Origin of the sequence: Pseudonocardia nantongensis, from assembly GCF_046546495.1 — a bacterium.
Taxonomy (GTDB): Bacteria; Actinomycetota; Actinomycetes; order Mycobacteriales; family Pseudonocardiaceae; genus Pseudonocardia; species Pseudonocardia nantongensis.
This window is the reverse complement of record NZ_JBKGXT010000003.1, coordinates 39,744-58,748: the sequence shown is the minus strand read 5'-3', so window position 1 is coordinate 58,748 and position 19,005 is coordinate 39,744. Positions and strand designations below refer to the sequence as shown.

The 19,005-nt window shown below is 74.6% G+C and carries 19 protein-coding genes; 12 read left to right on the top strand and 7 right to left on the bottom strand.

Annotated features, from left to right (window positions below):
- Positions 1-5: 5 nt before the first annotated feature.
- Positions 6-404, bottom strand: coding sequence for a VOC family protein (locus ACLFMI_RS04065; protein ID WP_410946364.1), 399 nt, complete (start codon positions 402-404; stop codon positions 6-8).
- Positions 405-458: 54 nt separating this feature from the next.
- Between ACLFMI_RS04065 and ACLFMI_RS04060 the strand changes: the two genes are divergently transcribed.
- Positions 459-2,036 carry a hypothetical protein gene (locus ACLFMI_RS04060; protein WP_410946363.1) on the top strand — a complete coding sequence of 526 codons (1,578 nt, stop codon included), beginning with the start codon at positions 459-461 and terminating at the stop codon, positions 2,034-2,036.
- Between the two features lie 97 nt (positions 2,037-2,133).
- Here the strand turns inward: ACLFMI_RS04060 and ACLFMI_RS04055 are convergent, their stop codons facing one another.
- Entirely contained in the window at positions 2,134-3,039 is a 906-nt protein-coding gene (locus ACLFMI_RS04055; RefSeq protein WP_410946362.1) for a glycosyltransferase family 2 protein, read from the bottom strand.
- Positions 3,040-3,109: 70 nt separating this feature from the next.
- Here ACLFMI_RS04055 and ACLFMI_RS04050 point away from each other — a divergent pair, with 70 nt between their 5' ends.
- A complete protein-coding gene (locus tag ACLFMI_RS04050) occupies positions 3,110-4,192 on the top strand; it encodes a hypothetical protein (RefSeq protein WP_410946361.1) in 1,083 nt (360 codons plus the stop codon).
- A 43-nt stretch (positions 4,193-4,235) separates the two neighbouring features.
- On the opposite strand, the gene ACLFMI_RS04045 is transcribed toward ACLFMI_RS04050, so the two are convergent.
- From ACLFMI_RS04045 to pseB, 3 genes are read right to left on the bottom strand one after another with little or no spacing between them, the layout of a single operon-like run.
- Positions 4,236-5,654 carry a lipopolysaccharide biosynthesis protein gene (locus ACLFMI_RS04045; RefSeq protein ID WP_410946360.1) on the bottom strand — a complete coding sequence of 473 codons (1,419 nt, stop codon included), beginning with the start codon at positions 5,652-5,654 and terminating at the stop codon, positions 4,236-4,238.
- A 5-nt stretch (positions 5,655-5,659) separates the two neighbouring features.
- Positions 5,660-6,793: a DegT/DnrJ/EryC1/StrS family aminotransferase gene (locus tag ACLFMI_RS04040; protein ID WP_410946359.1), complete on the bottom strand. Its 1,134-nt coding sequence runs from the start codon at positions 6,791-6,793 to the stop codon at positions 5,660-5,662.
- On the bottom strand, positions 6,793-7,776 hold the full coding sequence (gene pseB / locus ACLFMI_RS04035) for a UDP-N-acetylglucosamine 4,6-dehydratase (inverting) (protein WP_410946358.1): 984 nt from the start codon (positions 7,774-7,776) through the stop codon (positions 6,793-6,795). The genes ACLFMI_RS04040 and pseB overlap by 1 nt, the downstream gene beginning before the upstream one ends.
- Before the next feature lie 83 nt (positions 7,777-7,859).
- Between pseB and ACLFMI_RS04030 the strand changes: the two genes are divergently transcribed.
- From ACLFMI_RS04030 to ACLFMI_RS03985, 10 genes are all read left to right on the top strand, one after another.
- A complete protein-coding gene (locus ACLFMI_RS04030) occupies positions 7,860-8,585 on the top strand; it encodes a cytidylyltransferase domain-containing protein (protein WP_410946357.1) in 726 nt (241 codons plus the stop codon).
- Positions 8,586-8,604: 19 nt separating this feature from the next.
- Entirely contained in the window at positions 8,605-10,197 is a 1,593-nt protein-coding gene (locus ACLFMI_RS04025) for a GNAT family N-acetyltransferase (RefSeq protein WP_410946356.1), read from the top strand.
- Positions 10,198-10,553: 356 nt separating this feature from the next.
- Positions 10,554-11,135: a biotin transporter BioY gene (locus tag ACLFMI_RS04020; protein ID WP_410946355.1), complete on the top strand. Its 582-nt coding sequence runs from the start codon at positions 10,554-10,556 to the stop codon at positions 11,133-11,135.
- 95 nt (positions 11,136-11,230) lie between these two features.
- Positions 11,231-12,553 carry a class I adenylate-forming enzyme family protein gene (locus ACLFMI_RS04015; protein WP_410946354.1) on the top strand — a complete coding sequence of 441 codons (1,323 nt, stop codon included), beginning with the start codon at positions 11,231-11,233 and terminating at the stop codon, positions 12,551-12,553.
- Positions 12,550-13,653 (top strand): thiolase family protein, encoded by a 1,104-nt coding sequence (locus ACLFMI_RS04010; protein ID WP_410946353.1) that lies wholly within the window; start codon positions 12,550-12,552, stop codon positions 13,651-13,653. The genes ACLFMI_RS04015 and ACLFMI_RS04010 overlap by 4 nt, the downstream gene beginning before the upstream one ends.
- Entirely contained in the window at positions 13,650-14,324 is a 675-nt protein-coding gene (locus tag ACLFMI_RS04005; protein WP_410946352.1) for an energy-coupling factor ABC transporter ATP-binding protein, read from the top strand. The genes ACLFMI_RS04010 and ACLFMI_RS04005 overlap by 4 nt, the downstream gene beginning before the upstream one ends.
- Before the next feature lie 13 nt (positions 14,325-14,337).
- Complete coding sequence (locus ACLFMI_RS04000; RefSeq protein WP_410946351.1) at positions 14,338-14,991, top strand: energy-coupling factor transporter transmembrane component T family protein; 654 nt, start codon at positions 14,338-14,340, stop codon at positions 14,989-14,991.
- Between the two features lie 176 nt (positions 14,992-15,167).
- Positions 15,168-15,473, top strand: coding sequence for a PIN domain-containing protein (locus ACLFMI_RS03995; RefSeq protein WP_410946350.1), 306 nt, complete (start codon positions 15,168-15,170; stop codon positions 15,471-15,473).
- Between the two features lie 140 nt (positions 15,474-15,613).
- Positions 15,614-15,892, top strand: a complete 279-nt coding sequence (locus ACLFMI_RS03990) for a type II toxin-antitoxin system Phd/YefM family antitoxin (RefSeq protein WP_410946349.1) — start codon at positions 15,614-15,616, stop codon at positions 15,890-15,892.
- Positions 15,893-15,895: 3 nt separating this feature from the next.
- A complete protein-coding gene (locus ACLFMI_RS03985; protein ID WP_410946348.1) occupies positions 15,896-16,300 on the top strand; it encodes a PIN domain-containing protein in 405 nt (134 codons plus the stop codon).
- A 137-nt stretch (positions 16,301-16,437) separates the two neighbouring features.
- Here ACLFMI_RS03985 and ACLFMI_RS03980 read toward each other — a convergent pair whose 3' ends face one another.
- Entirely contained in the window at positions 16,438-17,895 is a 1,458-nt protein-coding gene (locus ACLFMI_RS03980; protein WP_410946347.1) for a hypothetical protein, read from the bottom strand.
- Positions 17,896-17,929: 34 nt separating this feature from the next.
- Entirely contained in the window at positions 17,930-18,988 is a 1,059-nt protein-coding gene (gene pseI, locus ACLFMI_RS03975) for a pseudaminic acid synthase (protein WP_410946346.1), read from the bottom strand.
- Positions 18,989-19,005 lie beyond the last annotated feature (17 nt).

The window sequence follows — 19,005 nt, the reverse complement described above, 5'->3', positions numbered from 1 at the left end:
GGTGGCTATACCCGCACCACGGTGACGACGTTGCCGTCAGGGTCGCGCAGCATGAACATCGCCGGCGCGCCGGGAGTGTCCTCGTCCGGCAGCGGCTCCATCTCGATGCCGCCGATCGCGGACAGCCGGGCGTGCTCGGTCGCCAGGTCGGTGGTCTCGACGCCGATCGCGCTGCCGCCCGGGCTGCCGAACATCGGCGGGTTCAGCGCGAGCCGCGCGGTCGACCCGGGCGGGGCGACCTCCAGCCAGCGGTGCTCGCCGTGCTCGCCGAAGCGGGCGTCGCCGCGGACCTCCCAGCCCAGCTTCTCGGTGTAGAACGTCAGCGCGGCGTCCTGGTCGGTGACGGTGAACATGACGACCCCGATGGCGTGCACGGTCGTCGGGGTCTGCGTGTGGGTGCTCATACCCGATACGACCGTGCGCGCCGGCGGATCTCATCGGTGCGGGAGAATCCGCGCATGCTGACCGAGTCCCGGGGGGCCGACGCCGAGCCGCGCACCGAGTGGCCGCCCTTCCGGGACCCGGACGCCTGGGACCGCCGCCCGCTGCTCGTCGCGGCGCTGCTCGCGCTGGCCGTGGGCGTCTGGGCGTGCTGGTCGGCGACCGTCGACGACGCCTACATCACCTACCGCTACACCACGAACCTCGCGCACGGCTTCGGTCCGACGTGGAACCCCGGGCAGGACCCGGTCGAGGGCTTCACGAACTTCGCCTGGATGCTCTGGCACGTCCCGTGGGTGTGGCTGGGCGTGCCGCTGCCGGTCGTCTCCAAGCTGACCGCCGCGGCCTGCGCGATGGCGGTCACCTGGCTGCTGGTCACGAGCCCGCGGACCTGGTCCGGCGCGGTCGCCGCGGCCGGGAGCTTCGTGCTCTTCCTGCCGACCTGGGTGCACGTCGACTCGGGTCTGGAGACCGCGCCGTTCGCGCTGGTGGTGCTGCGGGCGGTGCTGCTCGCGGCCCGGTTGTTGCACGACCGGGACGCCCCGGTCCGGTCCTGGGAGGTCCCCGCCCTGCTGCTGCTCGCCGGCACGCTGCGCCCGGACGGCGTGCTGGGCGTCGCGCCTCCGCTGCTGGTGTGGTTGTGGCTGCGCCGCCGGGACCGGGCGGCCTGGACCTGGACCGGCGTCGCGGCCGTCGCCGGTATCGGTTACCTGGTGGGGCGCTGGGCGTACTTCGGGCACACGCTGCCGAACACGTTCTACGTCAAGGTCGGGGTGGACGCGGCCACCGACGGCCGCTGGATCCAGCTGACCGCGGCCACCCTGCTGCCGCTGCTGGTCTGCGCGACGGCCGGGCTGTTCCGGGCCCGCACGGCCGGCCCGGCCGCGCTGGTGCTGGCGAGCTGCCTGGCGCTCTACGCGATCCCGGCGCTGTCCGCCCCGGCGATGGACTACCTGTCCCGGTTCGCCTGGCACGGGTTCCCGCTGCTGTGCCTGGCCGCCGCGTGGACGCTGGACGCCGTCGAACTGCGGCGGGTCGCCGCGGCGACCGCCGCGGTGGTGGTCGGCTGGACCGCCGTCGCCGGGTTCCTCGCCCCGGACGGTCGCACGATGGTCAACTACGGCGACGACCTGCGCCGCGCCCACATCGCGGTCGGGCTGGCCCTGGCCGACACGAACGTTCCCGCGGACCGTCGGACAGTGGCGGTCTCGGACGCCGGGGCGATGCCGTACTTCTCCGGCTGGGCCGCCACCGACTACATCGGCCTCAACGACGAGCGGATCGCGCACGGCGCCAACCCGACCGAGGTGCTGCTCGCCGACGACCCGACGGTCGTCGTGGTCACCAGCCCGCGCCCGGAGCTGCCGCCGTCGTCCTGGCGGACCGACCTGCCGCGGGTGCTGGGTGACCGGGAGCTGGTCGGGGCCGCCCAGATGCGCCCGGAGTACTTCCAGCTGGTCTACGCGAAGCCGGATGTCGCACCCGAGGTCCGCGCGGCCCTGGACCGGCGGCTGGCCGAGGCCCGCGCGGTCACCGACACCCGCGTGGACCCGAGCTACGGCCGCTGGGTCGACCGGGTCCTCGGCCGGAGCTGACGCCGGAGCCGGCCCCGTGGTACCCGCCGAGTGGCGCACCACGTGCCCGATCGGCCGCGCCAGGCACGTGGCGCACCACTCGGCCGAACGGCGTCGCTCAGCGCGCGAGCAGGTGCCGGCCCAGCGCCCGCACGGCGGCCCCGTCCCGGCGAGCCAGCGCGCCGGGCAGCTGCACGGCCGCGTTCAGCCGGGACGACACGTGTGCCCGGGCGGCGCGGGCCGCCCGGCGCCAGCCCCGGTCCTGCATCCGCGCCGCCTCGGCGGCGAAGAACCGCCTCTCCTCGGCGAACCGGTTGCCGGCCGCGGCACCGGACCCGGAGTCGCTGGTGCGGTGCCGCCGATAGCGGAAGCACACGTGGTCGTCGACCACCATCGTCCCGCCGCCGGCGATCACCGCCAGCGGCAGCGCCAGGTCGAACACGTCCGCCGAGTCCGGGATGCCGGTCTCCTCCAGCGCCGCGGTCCGCCAGCACAGCGACGGGTTGTAGAGCCAGTTGCCCCGCAGCAGGCTGACCGCGACCTCCTCCCCCGCCACCTCGCGGGGGCCGGAACCGGGCGGCGAGAGCATCGACTTCACCCGGTCCGCGAGCGGGCGGACCTTCTTGTCCCGGTCGTCCATCACGGACACCCCCGGCTGGACGAAGGCGACCCCCGGCCGACGGTCGTGCAGCGCGAGGACGGTGTCGAGGTAGTGCGGCAGCATCAGGTCGTCGGCGCCCATCATCACGAAGAACTCGAGCTCGACCTGGTCGATGCAGTACCGGTTGTTCCCCTGCGCGCCCAGCCGCTCGGGATTGCGGCGGTAGCGGATCCGGTCGTCACCGAGCCCGTCGAACCAGGGACCGATGGTGTCGTCGGGGTAACCGTCGTCGACGACGGTGAGCCGCCAGTCGGCCCGGTCCTGGCGCTGGACGCTCCGGACCGCCCGTCGGAGCAGGTAGGGGTCCCCGAAGAACGGCAGCATGATGTCCACGGTCGGGCGGATGGGGGGAGTCGCTGCCACGGCGCCGACCGTAGCGAGCGCGTCGATCGCTACGATCGCCCGGCCTCGACAGCAGCGACCCGGAGCGCGCGTGGACATCCAGAACCACTACTACGGCCACTCGGCGGTGCTGGCCGCCTACGCGGGCCTGTCCCGGCCCCGGCACATCGCCGGGCTGCTGCAGCACGGGTGGACCGCAACCAGCCCGGTCGCCGCGCACTTCGCGGACTTCCCGACCGTCGGCGCGGCGGCGGGCGGGCGGCGACCGAGCCGGCGGCTGCTGGTGTGGTCGCACCGCTCCCGGGCCTGGGACCCGGCCGCCGAGGACCGGCCGACCACTGCGGTCGGCGCGCCGGTGCTCTACCTGGAACGCCTGCTGCACCAGCAGGGCTGGGCCCGCTCCGACACGCTGGGGCCGGTGTTCGTGCCGTTCCACGGCACCCGGCTGGTGCGGGTCACCGGCGCGCACGCCGACCTCGCCCGCCAGGTCGCGAAGGTCGACGGCCCGTCCACGGTCTGCCTGCACCACGAGGACCTGACCGATCCGGAGATCACCTCGGCCTGGGCGGACGCCGGGCACCGGCTGGTCACCGCGGGCCGCCGGGACGACCCGCACTTCCTGCTGCGGATCATGCACCTGGCCGGGAACGCGAGCCGGCTGTCGTCGAACCGGCTGTCCACCGCGGTGCTCTACGCGGCCGCGCTCGGCACCCCGGCCGCGGTGTGGGGCGACCCGCTGAACTTCGGCGCCCAGGGCGCGGACGCGCTGGCGATGCTGCGCGAGCACTGGCCCGAGTTCCACACCACCGATCCGGAGGACGGCTCCCGCCCCGGCACCGGCGCGGCCGACGCGGACGCCGCGGCGACCGCGCTGGCCCGTGCCGAGCTGGGCGGGGACGCCCTGCTGGAGCCGGACGCCCTGCGCGCCGCGCTGGGCTGGACCGGCGCGCCGAAGCCGGGCCCGGCGCTCCAGTACTACGCGGCGTCCCCGCTGGCCAAGGCGGCGATGGTGCTCGGCCTGACGAAACGGTCCGAGGCCGCGACGCAGGCCATGTCGGCCGGTAGCTTCAGCCCGTGGCTGTGGCTGCGCAACCCGCTGGCCGCACTCCCCCGCCCGCTCCCCAAGGGCCTCCCCACGCCGGTGACGACCGAGGAGGCGCTGACGCGCCCGTGAGTGGTTATCGCGGCCGGAACCGCGATAACCACTCACGGGTGCGTCAGCGCTTGAAGATGCGGCGGAGCATCCCGAGCAGGGCGACGCCCAGCAGCAGCGCCAGGCCGAAGCGCAGCGACAGCCACAGCACGCCCTCGGCCGGGAGCAGCGCCCCGGCGACGCAGGCCAGGAAGCCCTCGGCGATCGGCCTGAGCAGGACCGCTTCCCGCCAGGTCGTCTCCGAGACCCGGCGGCGCAGCAGCGAGGTACCGACGGCGAGCGCGAGGTAGATCACCGGGAAGCCGACGGCAACCGCCGTCAGCGATCCGGTCCCGGCCAGCAACACCGCCACCACCAGCCCGACGACCAGGCTCAGCGGGCTGGCCAGCGCCAGCCCGCCGCTGCGGCCCGAGGCGAACACCAGGTGCACGTTGGCCAGGTAGGCGACGCTGATCACGGCGCCGGCCGCGGCCACCCCGGCGGCCGGGACCAGCTCGTCGGGGGTGAAGGCGGGCGGGGCGAGGAATCGCAGCAGGAACGGCGACAGCAGCGCCACGCCCCCGGCCAGCGCGGCGGTCACGGCGGTGACGTCGCGGGCGGTGCGCTCCAGCGCGGCACCCCGCTCGGCCGGGTCGGTGCGGTAGACGACCGGGGCCCAGGCGTTGTTGAGCGCGGAGACGATCATCGCGGGGGCGGAGCCGAGCAGCAGCGCGATCTGCAGCCGGCCGCCGTCCTCCGGGCCGAAGTACCGGTTGGCGATCAGCACCAGCGCGTTCTGCACCAGCAGCAGCGCCACCAGGTGCGGCACAGCGGGCAGCCCGATCCGCAGCGCCCGCCGCAGGTCGCCACGCTCGCCGTGCGGGCGGCCGCCGCGCAGCGCCAGGATCATCCCGGCGAGCCCCGCGACGAGGTAGCCGAGCAGCAGGCCGAGCAGGTAGTCCTCGGCGTCCGAGGCACGCAGCGTGACCAGCAGCAGCCCGGCGACCGGTCCGCCGAGGGTGGCCACGGTGGACAGCGCCACGAACGGCAGCGGCCGGTCCTGCACGCGCAGGAACGACTGGGCGTTCTGGATGGCGGCGAAGCCGGCGGCGGCGAGCGCGGCGAAGGCGAGCCCGGCCTGCCAGGGCGTCCCCAGCACCGGCTCGCCCCACAGCGGCCCGCTGAGCACCGCGGCCAGCACCAGGAGCGTGGACAGCGCGCTGCCCTGCAGGGCCAGCATCCGGGACCCGGCCTCGCCGGAGCGCTCCAGGATCCCGTGCCGGGTGATCGACGACGCCATCCCCAGTCCGGCGATCATCGAGCCGACCTGCACCAGCACCAGCCCGACCGCGACGACGCCGTACTGCTCGACGCCGAGGACCCGGGTCACCACCGGGGTGACCAGCACGTTCGCCAGGATCGGCGCGACGCTGCCGAGGGTGTAGAGCGAGCCGCGGCCGAGGACGTCGCGGCTCGGGTTGCCGGCCGCTCCCGGATCGACCACCCGGCTCACACCGAGTGCCCGAAGAACTCCCGCACCAGGCCCGCGACCCGGTCCACATCGGAGTCAGTGAGGTCCGGGAACAGCGGCAGCGAGAGCTGCTGGGCGTAGTACTCCTCGGCCACCGGGCACATCCCGCGCCGGTAGCCGAGGTCCGCGAACACCGGATGCCAGTAGGCGGGCACGTAGTTGACCTGCACCCCGATCTCCCGCGACCGGAGGAACTCGAACAGCTCGCGACGACGGCCGTCGAGCACCCGCAGCGGGTACAGGTGCCAGGCCGGCTCGGCACCGGTTCGCGTCGACGGCGTGCGCACCTCGGCGACGTCGGCCAGGGCGGCGTCGTAGCGGGCGTGGATCTCGGCGCGCCGCCGCGTGAACGCCTCGAGCCGCCGCAGCTGGGACGACCCGAGCGCGGCCAGCAGGTCGGGCAGCCGGTAGTTCAGCCCGAACGCGTGCACCTCCTGGTGCCACGGGCCCTCGTCCGGGAACCGCTGGGACGCCTTGTCCCGCACCAGGCCGTGGTTGCGGAACGAGCGCGCACCGGCCACCAGGTCCGCCCGCGGCGAGACGACCGCGCCGCCCTCGGCGGTGGTGAGGTTCTTGGTCGGGAAGAAGCTCAGCGTCGTGAGGTCGGCCAGGCCGCCGACCGGATTGCCGAGCCAGCGCCCACCGACCGAGTGCGCGGCGTCCTCCAGCAGCAGCGCGCCGGCATCGTGCGCCAGCGTCCGCAGCGGCTCCGCGTCGATCGGGTGCCCGGCGTAGTCCACCCCGACGACGACTGTCGTGGAGGACGTGAACGCCGCCGTCGCCGCGTCCGGGTCCAGGTTCCCGGTGTCCTCGCTGACGTCCGCGAAGATCACGTTGGCGCCGAGCAGCGCCGCTGTGGACGCGGTCGCCACGAAGGTCAACGGCGTGACGACGACGTCCTGACCGGGCCCGACACCGGCGGCGGCGTAGGCGACGTGCAGCGCCGCGGTGCCGGAGGTGACCGCGACCGCCGGGTTCCCGCCGCAGACCGCGGCGAGGTCGTCCTCGAACCGGGTCACCGCGGGTCCGGTGGTCAGCCAGTCCGTGCCGAGGACCGCCGTGACGGCCTCGACGTCGTCGTCGGAGATCGACTGCCGGCCGTAGGGAAGCACTAGTCGAGCGCCTCGACCATCGTGCGCAGCTGCTCCGGGGACAGCCACAGGTCGTTGGTGTCCGAGCGGTAAGCCTGCCCGTCGGCCATCGGCTCGCCCTCGGGTGGCGAGGTGTAGCCCCAGCCGGCGATGTAGGGCTCGACGACGTAGCGGTCGGCCAGGCGCAGCGTCCGCCGCGAGTCGTCGCCGGCGATCATCTCCTCGTGCAGCTTCTCGCCCGGCCGGATCCCGATCTCGTGGGTCGCCGCGCCGGGCGCGATCGCCTCGGCCAGGTCGGTCATCCGCATCGACGGGATCCGCGGCACGTACAGCTCGCCGCCCTGCATCCGGTCGAACGAGTCGATCACGAACTGCACGGCGTCCGGCAGCGTGATCCAGAACCGGGTCATCCGCTTGTCGGTGATCGGCAGCGACTGCCCCTCGGCGGCCAGGCGCTTGAACAGCGGGACGACGGATCCGCGGCTGCCCAGCACGTTGCCGTAGCGGACCACGGCGAACCGGGTCTCGTAGGCGGCCGCGTAGTGGTTCGCGGAGACGAACAGCCGGTCGGCGCACAGCTTGGTGGCGCCGTAGAGGTTGATCGGCGACGACGCCTTGTCCGTGGACAGCGCGACGACCTTCTTGACCCCCGAGTCGATCGCGGCCTCGACGACGTTCTGCGAGCCCTCGACGTTGGTCCGGATGAACTCGAACGGGTTGTACTCGGCGGTGTCGACCTGCTTGAGCGCGGCGGCGTGCACCACGTAGTCGACGCCGTGCATGGCCCGGCGCAGGCGCGGCTGGTCCCGGACGTCACCGAGGAACCAGCGCAGCCGCGGGTCGTCGCCGAACAGGCTCCGACACTCGTACTGCTTCAGCTCGTCGCGGGAGAGGATCACCAGACGGCGCGGGTCGTAGCGGTCCAGCAAGGCCCGCACGAACGCCTTGCCGAAGGACCCCGTCCCGCCCGTGACCAGGACCGACGAGCCCTCGAGTACCGACATCACGCCTCCACATCCTGCGGATTTCTCCCGCCCGGCATGATGGCACGCGGGCAGGCGGACGAATCGAAGCAGGTAGCGAGCAGGTGCGGATCAACGCGGTCATTCAGGCCCGGACGGGCTCGACGCGGCTCCCCGGGAAGGTACTCCGGGATCTCGGTGGACGGCCGGTGCTCGACCGCGTCGTCCACGCCGCTCGCGCGGCCCCGGGCATCGACCAGGTGCTGGTCGCGACGTCGACGGCCCCCGGCGACGACGCGGTGGCCGAGCGCGCCTCCGGGCTCGGCGTACCCGTCGTGCGTGGCTCCGAGGACGACGTGCTCACCCGTTTCGTCCAGGCCGCCGACGAGCATCCGTGCGATGCCGTGGTGCGGCTCACCGCCGACTGCCCGCTGCTCGATCCCGATCTCGTCGGCCTGGTCGCCGCCACCTGGCGCGCGGCCCCGCAGCACGACTACGTGGCGACGACGCTGGTCCGGACCCTGCCCCGGGGACTCGACGTCGAGCTCGCGACGGTGCCCGCCCTGCGTGCGCTGGCGTCCTCGGCGACCGGGTACGACCGGGTCCACGTGACGTCCGGCCTCTACGGCGACCCGGAACGATTCCACTGTCTGGGAGTGGTGGTCGCCCCGCCCGCGAACGATCTCCGGGTCACCCTGGACACCGCCGACGACCTGCACGCGTTGGAGGGGTTGGTGGAGCGGCTCGGCGAGCGCACCGACTGGCGGTCGGTCGTGTCGGTACTGCGGTCGAACCCGGACCTGGTCGAGCGGAACGCGCACGTCCGCCAGAAATCACTCACTGAAGGGTGAGCGCAGCGGGATGAGCCGGATGCGACTGTTGTTGCGCTGCGACGCCGGTCCGTCGACCGGGGTCGGGCACGCCGTGCGGTGTGCCGCCGTCGCCGAGGCGGCGCGGCTGTCCGGGCACGAGATCGTCTGGTCGGGACGGCTGGACGGGTTGGACTGGTTGTGGGCCGGGCTCCTCCGCCTGCGGTGGACCGCCGCCCGGCCCCTCCGCGCCGTCACCGAACCTCCCCCGGAACCGCCGGGAACGGTGTTGCCTCCCGCCGACTCGACCGAGGAGCTGATGGCCCTGTGTCGCGACCACCGGATCGACGCCGTGCACGTCGACCACTACCGGCTCGGCACCGACCTGCGAGACGCGCTGCACGCGGCCGGGATCGCGCTGTCCACCGTGGAGGACTTCAGCACCGGGCGACGGCCGGGTGACGTCGTCGTCGACCCGAACCTGGGTGCCGAGGCGCACCCGCGGCCCGACGACGGCTCGGCGGTCCTGCTCCGCGGCCCCGGCTTCGCACCGCTGCGGTCGGCGGCCCGCAGGGCCAGGCGGCGGAGGGCGATCCGCGAGACCGACGGCTCCCTCGCGCCGTCGTCGGGCACCACCCCGCGGGCGCTCGTGGTCATGGGCGGCACCGACGCCGCCGGCCTGCTCCCCCGCGTCGTCGCCGCGCTGGCCGCCGCCGACGTCCCGGCCGAGGTGGATGTCGTCGTCCCGAACGGCCGGGCAGTGGACCTGCCCGGCGACGGTCCGGCCCGGTTCCGGGCGATCCCGCCGGTGCCGGACCTGCCGGCCGCGATGGCCGAGGCGGACCTCGTGGTCAGCGCGGCCGGGACGACGGTGTGGGAGCTGTGCTGCGTCGGCGTCCCGATGGCGCTGGTCCGGGCCGCCGACAACCAGGCCGAGGGCTACCGCACGATCGTCGCTGCCGGGGCCGCCGCCGGGCTGGGCGGCGTCGACGACCTGGCCGATCCGGAGCCGGCTGCCACAGTGCTGCGCGAGCTGCTCACCGACCCGGCTCGACGGGACGCCCTCGCGGAACGCGCCCGCACCGTGGTCGACGGCGAGGGCGCCAACCGCATCGTCGATGCGATCGCGGCCGCCGCGGGCGCCGTATCGGACACCGAGTGGCGGAAGCACGTCGAGGACACGACATTGACGGGCGTCCTGCACGCCCGTCCGGCCACGCTGGACGACGCCGAACTCCTCCTGTCCTGGCGCAACGACCCGGAGACGCGCCGCTGGTCACGCTCGACCGACGAGATCGACCTCGACGCCCACCGCCGCTGGCTCGCCGGGTCCCTGGACCGCGAGGACCGGCGGCTCCTGCTCGTCTCTGATCTCGACGGCCCGGTCGGCACCGTCCGCTGGGACCGCGAGGAGTCCGGCTGGGAGGTGTCGATCACCGTCGCGCCCGAGCGGCGCGGGTCCGGACTCGCGATACCGCTGCTGCGGGCCGGGGAGGAGGCGGTGCGGGCGTGGTCCGGCGCCGGCACCCCGGTGATCGCCGTGGTGCACGCGGACAACGCGGCGTCGGCCCGGTTGTTCGCCCGGGCAGGCTACGGCGACGACGAGGCGGGGCCGGACGCCGAGGGATTCCGCACCCTGCGCCGTACCCTCTGAGCTCCGCTGCCCGGGCCACTGCTCAACGCGGAAGAAGGGCCAAACCATGACCGGCTATGTCGTAGTGATCGAGGAAGGCACAACGAGCTTCGGCGCCTGGTCTCCGGACCTGCCCGGGGTCATCGCTGCAGGCGAGACCCGGGAGGAGTGTGAGGCGAGAGGCCATCGCCTTCCACATCGAAGGTCTGATCGAGGACGGCGACCCGGTGCCGCCACCGAGCAACGCTGCTGCCGTCGTCTTCGTGGACCCCGCTGCCTGAGCGTCGACGTGCACCGGCGGGCGCAGCCGTCCCTCGGGCGGTGACGCCGACCTCCGTCGGTGCCGGTAGCGGGTTCGAGTGGCCTAACCTTCGCCCGTGTCCGGATCCCGCGCCGCGCTGCCCGCCGCCTCCCTGGCGCGGGTCGTGGTGTTCACCGCGTTCCTCGCCGTGCTCGGCCTGTTCCCCGGCATCGGCGGGGTCGCCGGTGTCCCGGTCGTCGTGCAGAACGGCGGACCGATCCTGGTCGGCGCCATCCTCGGCTGGAGGCTGGGGACCGCGTCGGTGGCGCTGCTCCTGGCGTTGACCGCGCTCGGCCTGCCGCTGCTCTCCGGCGGCCGCGGTGGGCTGGCCCCCTTCGTCGGACCGAGCGCCGGCTTCCTCGTCGGCTGGTTGCTGTCCGCCCTGGTCACCGGACTGATCGTGCAGCGTGCCCGGAAGCGGACGCTGGCGGTGCTGCTGGTCGCCTGCCTCGCCGGGCTGCTCGCCGACTACCTGATCGGCATCCCGGTGATCGGGCTGTTCGTCGGGGACCTCGGCGCGGGGCTGGTGCAGTCGCTGGTGTTCGTCCCCGGCGACCTCATCAAGGTCGCGGTGGCCGCGGTGGTCGCCGGGCTGGTGCACCGGGCGCTGCCCGACCTGCTGCCCCCACCGTCGTCCGCCGAATCCCGGGTCCGGTGACGGCGGAGCGCCCCCGGACGGCATCGCGCCCCACGCCGACCTCCGCCCGGGCACCCGACCGCCCGGCCCGCGCACATCGCGCCCCGGAACCGGCGGTGATCGTCGCCGATGCCCGGCTCCCCCGCGAGCTGGCCGGGTCCGTGTCCGCCGCGACGCGGCTCCTGCGGGAGCACGGGCTCGACGTCGGCGACCGCGTCGTTCTCGACCCTCCCGCCCGGGCCCGGTGGGACGTGCTCGCCTACCTGCTCGCCGCCGACCGAGCCGGTGCGGCGTCGCTGGTCGCCGACCCGGGCTGGTCGGAACGCGAACGCGCCGCCGTGCTCGCCGACGCCGGGCCCGACCTGGTCATTCCGGTCGGGAGTGACGCCGCCGACGGCCCGTTCCCCGCCACCCGAGCGGTACGCGGTTCCGCGGAACCCGGCCCGGCGGACGCGCCGTTCCTGCTCCCCACCACCTCCGGCAGCACCGGTGCCCCGTCCGTCCTCGCCCGCACCCGCCGCTCCTGGTGGCTCGGGTTCGACGCCCTCGGCCCGCTGCCCGGACCGGCACTCGTGCCGGGCCCGCCGTCGTCGACGCTGTACCTGTTCGGCGCGCTGCACGCCCTGCACCACGGGCTCGGCCTCGTCACGCGCGACCGGTTCGACCCCGCCGACGCCCGCACCGCCGGCACCGTCCACCTCGTCCCGGCGTTGCTGTCCGCGCTGCTCGACGACCGCGAGCACCACCCCGGTCACCCCGCGCCCCGGGTGATCGTCTGCGGCGGCGCGCACGTCGCCCCGGCGGTCCGCGAGCGCTGCGCCCGGCTGCTCCCGGACACCACGCTGGTCGAGTACTACGGCTCGGCCGAGCACTCGCTGATCGCGCTGCGGCGCAACGGCGGCGTCCTGCAGCCCGTCGACGGCGTGCGCCTGGAGCTGCGTGACGGCGTGCTGTGGGTGGACAGCCCGCAGGCCGTCCTCGGGCGGCTACGCGGCGGCGTCCTGGAACCGGCCGGGCCCGGCGCGACGACCGTCGGCGACCGGGCCGAGCTGCACCCCGACGGGACGCTCACCGTCCTCGGTCGCGCCGCGACGACGATCTCCTCCGGCGGGACGCTGGTCGCCGCCGAGGAGGTGGAGCAGGTGCTGCGCGCGGTCGCGGGAGTCGCCGACGTCGTCGTCGCCGGCACCCCGCACCCGTCGCTGGGGATGATGGTCACCGCGGTCGTCGAGCCGCGTACCGGCGCGACGGTGTCCCGGCGGGACCTGCGTGCCGCGGCCCGGGACGCCCTGTCCCCGGCGAAGCGGCCGCGGCGCTGGCTGGTCACCGGCGCGCTGCCCCGGCTCGGGTCGGGCAAGCCCGCCCGCGGCGTCGTCGGGTCGGGGTTGCGGGACGGCGGCCTCGACGCCCACCCGTTCGACCGGCGGCCCGCACGATGACCACCGACGACACCCCGGTCGTGATCGCCGCGTACCGCACCCCGATCGGCACCGCCGGCGGGGCGCTGCGCGAGCACACCGTCGACGCCCTCGCGGCCCCGGTGCTCGCCGCCCTCGCGGAGGAGGCCGGCATCGGCGTCGACGACGTGCTGCTCGGCAACGTCTTCGGTCCCGGCGGCAACCCCGCCCGGGTCGCCGCGCTGGCGGCCGGGCTCGGCGACACCGTCCCCGGGCTGACCCTGGACCGGCAGTGCGCGAGCGGGCTCGCCGCGATCGTCACCGCGGCCACCGCGATCCGGGCCGGCGACGGCGTCGCGTACCTGGCGGGCGGCGTCGAGTCGCCGTCCACCGCCCCGGCCCGGACCCGGCCCGACGGGGTCGGCTACACCCGCGCGCCGTTCGCGCCGGCCGGCCGGCCGGACCCGGACATGGGCCCGGCGGCCGACGCCGTCGCCGCCCGGGCCGGGATCACCCGGGAGCGGCAGGACGCGTTCGCCGCCCGCAGCCACGCCCGCGCCGTCGCCGCGCAGCGGGCCGGCCGGTTCGACGCCGAGATCGTCCCCGTCGGGACGGCGGACACCGACGAGCGGCCCCGCGACCGGTTCACCCCGGAACGCCTCGCCCGGTTCCGGCCGGCGTTCACCCCGGACGGCACGCACACCGCGGCGAGCTCCTGCGGCGTGAACGACGGGGCCGCCGCCGTCCTGATCGTCTCCGAGGCCCGCCGCCGCCAGCTCGGCGTCCCCGGGCTCGCCCTGGACGCGGCCGCGACCCGCGGCTGCGACCCGGAGCTGCTCGGGCTCGGCGCCGTCCCCGCGATCCGCGCGCTCCCGGGAGACCCGCCCGATGCCGTCGAGTTCACCGAGGCGTTCGCCGGGCAGGTGCTCGCCTGCCTCGACGCCACCGGCCTCGACGAGCACACCGCCGGCCCGGACGGCGGCGCGATCGCCCTCGGCCACCCGTGGGGCGCGTCCGGTGCGGTGCTGGTCGTCCGGCTGTTCCACCGACTCGTCGTGCAGCAGCGCGGGGAGACCGGGCTGGCCGCACTGTCGTCCGGCGGCGGGCTGGGCGTGGCCACCCGCTGGAGGGTCGTCCGATGATCGAGTTCTCCGGGATCGGGCACCGCTACGGCGAGCGGGTCGTCCTCGACGGCGTCGACCTCACCCTGCCCGAGCGCCGGGTCGCGCTGGTCGGGGCGAACGGATCCGGCAAGTCCACCCTGGCCCGGACGGTGAACGGACTCGTCACCCCGACCGAGGGAACCGTGCGAGTGGACGGCCGCGACCCCGCGAAGCAGGGATCCGCGGTCCGCCGCCGGGTCGGGTTCGTGTTCACCGACCCCGACTCCCAGATCGTGATGCCGACCGCGGGTGAGGACGTCGCGTTCTCGCTGCGCCGCACCGTCCGGAACCGGACGGAGCGAGCCCGGCTCGCGGCCGAGACGCTGGCGGAGTTCGGGCTCGGCGACCACGTCGAGCACCCCGCGCACCAGCTCTCCGGCGGGCAGAAGCAGCTGCTCGCGCTCTGTGCCGTGCTCGTGCTGGACCCGGACGTCCTCGTCTGCGACGAGCCCACCACCCTGCTCGACCTGCGGAACAAGAAGGCGTTCGCGGAGCGCCTGGCCGGGCTGCGCCAGCAGGTCCTGCTCGCCACGCACGACCTCGACCTGCTCGAGGGGTTCGACCGCGTGATCGTCCTGGACGGCGGCCGGGTCGTCGCCGACGACGAGCCCGAGCCGGCCGTCACGTACTACCGGAAGCTGTGCTCATGAAGGCCGGCGCGCAGTGACCCCGCTCGGCCTCTACGAGCCCGGCACGAGCCCGCTGCACCGGCTGCCCGCCGGGCCGTCGTTGCTGGTGGTGCTGGTGTTCGCCGCCGGCACCGTCGCGACCGCGGACCCGCGGGTGCTCGGGGCGGGATGCGGGCTGGTGGCGCTCGGCTACCTGGTCGCCCGGATCCCGTGGCGACGGGTGCGGCCGTTGCTGCGGACGCTTGCACTGCTGCTGGTGCTGATCGGCGTCGTGCAGTGGTGGCTGCTGGGTCCGGAGCGGGCACTGGTGATCGCGCTGCGGCTGGCGGCCGCGATCGGCGCGGCCACCCTGTTCACCCTGACGACGCGGGTGGACGACCTGGTCAGCGCGGTGGAGCGGGGCCTGGGGCCGCTCCGGCGGTTCGGTGTCGACCCCGAGCGCGTCGGACTTCTCGTCGGTCTGACGATCCAGTCGGTGGGGACGCTGTCGGGCATCGCAGGGCAGGTCCGTGCCGCGGCGCGGGCCCGCGGCGCGGGCGGCTCGGTGACCGCGTTCGCGGTGCCGTTCATGATCCGCACGCTGCGGCACGCGGACGCGCTCGGTGAGGCGCTCGCGGCCCGCGGCTGGGGCGACGACGACCCGAATGTCGACCCGGACCCGGCCAGTCGCGCCGAAACGACCACCTGAGCCGCCGACCCCGGCGAGATGCGGCTCAACGCGGGTTGTCGATCTCTGCACCGCGCTGAGGTGCACGGCCCGGGAGCCCCGGGCACCGAGACGTTCCACGGCTTCACCCCGCTTCCCCCGCGCGGCCGCCCGGTCACCAACGCCGTCATCGATGCGCTCCGCGAGGACGAGGCGGAGTGAAGCGAGCGCTCCTCGACGTCAACGTCCTGCTGGCGCTCCTGGACTCCGATCACGTGGACCACGAGCGAGCCCGCGAGTGGCTCGAAGCCGAGATCAGGTCCGGCTGGGCGTCGTGTCCCATCACCGAGAACGGGTTCGTGCGGGTCCTCGACCGGAGTCGCGTGCACGGGCCCCGCCAGGTCACCGACGCGTACCTACTCGCCCTGGCCGTGCGCCACGGCGGACGGCTGGTGACCTTCGACAGCTCGGTGGTCCGCTCCGCCGTGCCGGAGGCCGCGGCCGATGCCCTGACCATTCTGTGATCGCGCCGGACGGGAGACCGGGGTGATCCGCGAGGAGACGATCGAGCGGCCGGAGAGCCTGCTGCCGTCGTCGGATGCCCTGTCGGCGAGGTGTTCGAGGTTCTCGGCCAATGTCTGACAGAGGTAGTACTCTGGGCCCCGTGGAGATGGTCACCAAGCGCGAGCTCAACCAGCGCACCGCGGCAGTGCTCGACCAGGTCACCGACGCGGACGATGTCGTCGTGACCGAGCGGGGGAAGCCGCGCTGGCGGGTCAGCACGATCCGGGACCCGGACACGGCGCTGGGGCGGCTGGAGCGCGAGGGACGGTACACGCCGCCGGCATCGGAGCCCGCGCCGTGGCCCCGCAGCCCGGGCGGACGGGCTTACACCGCAGCCGAGGCCGACGCGCTGCTCGACGAGATGCGCGGGGACCACTGACCCGTGCTCGCGGACCTCGTCTATCTCGACTCCTCGGTGGCGCTCCGCACGATCCTGGACGTCCCCGAACGCGAACGGCTGCAGTCCTGGATGCAGGCGACGGGGACGACCTTCGTCTCGTCCCGTCTCCTGCGCACGGAGGTGATCCGCGTCCTGCGGCGCGACGACAGGCCGCTCGTCGACGGGGCGCCCCTCCTCGACCGCGTCGGCATGCTCGACATCAGCCGCGGGACGCACACCGTCGCCGAGTCCATCGAGCGGCACGTCACGACCCTCGACGCCCTGCACCTGGCGACGGCGCTCCTGATCGGCGAGCCGGTCACGGTGGCGACGCACGACTCGGTGATGAAGGTCGTCGCCGAGCACCTGGGTCTGCTCGTGACGGATCCCGTCGAGCCACGGGAATGAGGAGCACGACGATGCTCCCTCGACATCACCGCCGCGCACGCGAACGGCCTGCGCGCGGTCCCGGAGCCGGCTCGGCAAGACCGCCCGGGCGGGGCACTGGTCGAACCGCGAGTTCCCGGTCGAGGTGAACGCCCTGGTCAGGGAGTTCCTGGCGGAACCGAGCCGACCGTCACCACCCGGACGGAGCGGGTGAACAGCGAGGTCAGCTCCCCGCCGGGCGTCCCGGCCGGTGCCAGCCGGGTGTCGATCCGCAGGTCGAGCGGGACGGCGCCCGGACGCTCGAAGCGCGCGTAGTTCGCCTCCAGCAGCGTCCGGGTGACCGGCCCCGCGGTGGCGAGCCGCTCCTCGAGTAACGGGGTGAAGCGGCCGCGGTCGGCGAACTGGTCGACGACCCGGCACTCGCAGAACCAGGCGAGCGTGCCGATCTCCCCCGGCGACAGCACGGTGGTCCCGGCCGGGAGCCGCGCGGCCAGCGCCTCGTACTGGGCGGGGGTGGCCCAGTTGAACGAGATCGGGGCGAACCCGTCGCGGGGCAGGCCGTCGTTCAGCCCGGTCCACGCGGTGCCGAGAAGGTAGACCCCGGCCAGCGCGGCGACCGGCCCGCAGACGGGGCGACCGGAGACCAGCACCCGGGCCACCGCGGCGGATCCCACCAGCCCCAGTCCGCACAGCCAGAACGTGCTGTGCCAGAAGAACGGGCCGGGATGCAGCAGCGACATCGTCACGTAGTGCACGAGCGCCGCGCCCGCCCACACCCAGGCCAGTCGCTCGCGGAACCACCACGGCAACGCCACCACCCCGACGACGGCCGGGACCACGGACAGCGCGACCGGCCCGGGCAGGATCGAGAAGTAGTGCGGGACGCTGTTCCAGAACGAGGTCCCGCCCCACGACTCGGGCCCCTTGATCACGACGGTGTCCGGCACCGCGGACCCGAGGAACCACCACGACGCGGCGAACCACGGCACCGTGACCAGCACCGCCGCCCCGGCGGCGCGGAGCCGGCGGGCCGGCAGCGCGGCGAGCACGACCAGCGCCGACGGGCCCAGGTCCGGCCGGGTCAGCACGAGCAGGCCGGCGAGCACCCCGGCCGGGCCCGCGCGACCGGTGACGACCGCCCACCCGGCCCCGATCAGCAGCGTCAGCGCCAGCTGGCTCTCCAGCCCGTAGGCCGACATCAGCAGCGGGTTCACGGCGAGCGTCGCGAGGGCGAGCGGCGCGAACAGCCACCGGCCGAGACCGAGCCGGACCGCGATGCCGTGCAGCCAGTACCCGGCGACCGCGAACTGGGCCGTCGTCGCGACCGCCAGCGCGAGCGGGGCGTTCCGCAGGACGGCGGTGAGCCCGCCGAGCAGCAACACCGACAGCGGGCTGGTCGCGGTGTTGGACTCGAGCCGGTCGACCATCCCCCAGTTGCCGTGCAGGCCGAGCTGGCGGGCGTAGTTCAGCGTGATGAAGGCGTCGTCGGTCGGGACCCGGTGCATCAGCCACGACACCGCGGCGCCGAGCAGCACCCCGGTGAGGACCGGCAGGGCCGCCGGAGAGACGGTGGCCGGATCGGCCCCGCGGGTGGAGCTCCACTCGAGGGTCGTCACGACGTGGGAGTGTCTCGCATACGCGGCGAACGGGTCAGATCAGGTCCCACGTCAACGGCGTGCCCCGCGCGATGTCCCGGGTGAAGGTCCGGCCCATCACGGTTCCGATGGTGTCGGTCGGCAGCCCGCCTGCCGGCCGGATCGAGCGCACGTTCGCCTCGGTGACCTCGTCCCCCGCGGCCACGTCGGCGACGACGTAGAGCGAGCGGCGCAGCGCCAGGGTGTCCCGCTCGGACTCCCGCGGGCCGAACCGGGCCGGGCCGAGCGCGCGCCGGGCCACGTCGGTCTCGGTGCAGAGCGCGGCCAGCTCGTGCGGCTCCAGCGAGAAGTCGGAGTCGACGCCGCCGTCGGCCCGCTGCAGCGTCACGTGCTTCTCGACCGCCACCGCCCCGAGCGCCACCGCGGCGACCGGCACGCCGATGCCGGGGGTGTGGTCGGACAGCCCGACCGGCACCCCGAACGCCTCACGCAGCGCCGGGATCGTCTGCAGGTTCGCATCCACCGGGTCGGCCGGGTACGACGCCGTGCAGGCCAGCAGCACGATCTCGGTGGCCCCGCCGTCCCGGGCGGCGGTCACGGCGGCGTCGATCTCGGCCAGCGTCGCCATCCCGGTGGACATCACCAGCGGCTTGCCGGTCCCGGCCATCCGCCGGATCAGCGGCAGGTCCACCAGCTCGGCCGAGGCGACCTTGTACGCCGGCGCGTCCAGCGACTCCAGCAGCTCGATCGCGGTCGGGTCGAACGGGCTGGAGAACGGCACCAGGCCGTGTGAGCGGGCCCGGGCGAACAGCGGCTCGTGCCACTCCCACGGCGTGTGCGCCTGCTCGTAGAGCTGGTACAGGTTCGCCCCGCCCCAGAGCCCGTGGTCGTCGCGGATCCGGAAGGCCGGGCCGTCGGCGTCGATGGTGATCGTGTCGGCCCGGTAGGTCTGCAGCTTCACCGCCTGGGCCCCGGAGCTGGCGATCGCGTCGACGATCTCCAGCGCCCGGTCCAGGGACCCGTTGTGGTTACCGGACATCTCGGCGATGACGAACGGCCGCTCGCCGGGCCCGACACGGTGGCCACCGATCTCGATCGCGTCCGGGATGCGCATGGCCGCCACCCTACGAG

Bases quoted from the DNA above. Each gene is read 5' to 3' on its own strand.
- pseI (WP_410946346.1), bottom strand. From the start codon at position 18,988: ATGCGCATCCCGGACGCGATCGAGATCGGTGGCCACCGTGTCGGGCCC.
- ACLFMI_RS04065 (WP_410946364.1), bottom strand. From the start codon at position 404: ATGAGCACCCACACGCAGACCCCGACGACCGTGCACGCCATCGGGGTC.
- ACLFMI_RS04005 (WP_410946352.1), top strand. From the start codon at position 13,650: ATGATCGAGTTCTCCGGGATCGGGCACCGCTACGGCGAGCGGGTCGTC.
- ACLFMI_RS04060 (WP_410946363.1), top strand. From the start codon at position 459: ATGCTGACCGAGTCCCGGGGGGCCGACGCCGAGCCGCGCACCGAGTGG.
- pseB (WP_410946358.1), bottom strand. From the start codon at position 7,776: ATGTCGGTACTCGAGGGCTCGTCGGTCCTGGTCACGGGCGGGACGGGG.
- ACLFMI_RS04010 (WP_410946353.1), top strand. From the start codon at position 12,550: ATGACCACCGACGACACCCCGGTCGTGATCGCCGCGTACCGCACCCCG.
- ACLFMI_RS04025 (WP_410946356.1), top strand. From the start codon at position 8,605: ATGCGACTGTTGTTGCGCTGCGACGCCGGTCCGTCGACCGGGGTCGGG.